Origin of the sequence: Zhongshania aquatica (genome assembly GCF_027257955.1) — a bacterium.
Taxonomy (GTDB): domain Bacteria; phylum Pseudomonadota; class Gammaproteobacteria; order Pseudomonadales; family Spongiibacteraceae; genus Spongiibacter; species Spongiibacter aquatica.
In genome coordinates, this window is sequence record NZ_JANZNQ010000090.1 from 1 (window position 1) to 812 (window position 812).

An 812-nucleotide genomic window follows, 5' to 3' on the forward strand; every position below is an offset into this window, starting at 1 on the left:
TACTCCAACTCTTGTAATGTTCATATAGGGCTTCTCCTCATCTTCTGAATGGCAAATTGACACTTACCATTCTGGCGCATTGACGCTGCATTGCTAGGGTGAGGAGGAGTCCATCCCATTGCTTACAAATACTTCAGCCAAAAACTGTCACAACATAAGGCACGTAATAGCGCCTTCACGAAAGTCTCTGTTGAGCCAAGCCCATCGGTGTTAACTGGCTTGATGCTAGAAGTGGGGAATTGCAAAGTTCATTGCCCTGACAGTATGCCCATCTCCTCCTTTATTTCTCTCGTGAAATCACTCGCATGATGCGCTGGAGTGCGTCCTGTTCAATCTATCTGCATCGTGATCCGGTCGATTTCCGCAAAGCCATCAACGGTCTTGCGGTGATTGTCGCCGAGCAAATGGCGCTATCGCCTTATGACCCCGCGCTGTTTGTTTTCTGTAACAAAAACCGCTCGCAACTGAAGGTGCTTTATTGGGATGAAACGGGATTTGCGTTATGGCAAAAACGCTTAGAAAAAGACAAATTCAAATGGCCAAAGAAGCATTCATCATCGACGGTGGTGATCAGTCATGAACAGTGGGGTTGGTTATTAAGAGGATTTAATTTGTCTGATTTTAAACCCCATTCCCGTTTATTTTTTACTGCTGTTTCCTGATTTTTTAGTATAATAGCCGCTATTGCGTATTCCGACCCAACCTGATCACCGCCTGCGACGCAACGTGATCACCTGTTGCGAACGAGCGTGATCACTCATTGCGATTTAAAGTGATCACTTTACGGGACTTATCGCAACGGGTGATCACGT

1 protein-coding gene is annotated in these 812 nt (G+C 45.8%); it reads left to right on the plus strand.

The window, feature by feature from the left end:
* The first annotated feature begins 305 nt into the window (after positions 1 to 305).
* On the plus strand, positions 306 to 662 hold the full coding sequence (gene tnpB / locus O9X78_RS20750) for an IS66 family insertion sequence element accessory protein TnpB (RefSeq protein ID WP_269621590.1): 357 nt from the start codon (positions 306 to 308) through the stop codon (positions 660 to 662).
* The last annotated feature ends 150 nt before the right edge of the window (positions 663 to 812 follow it).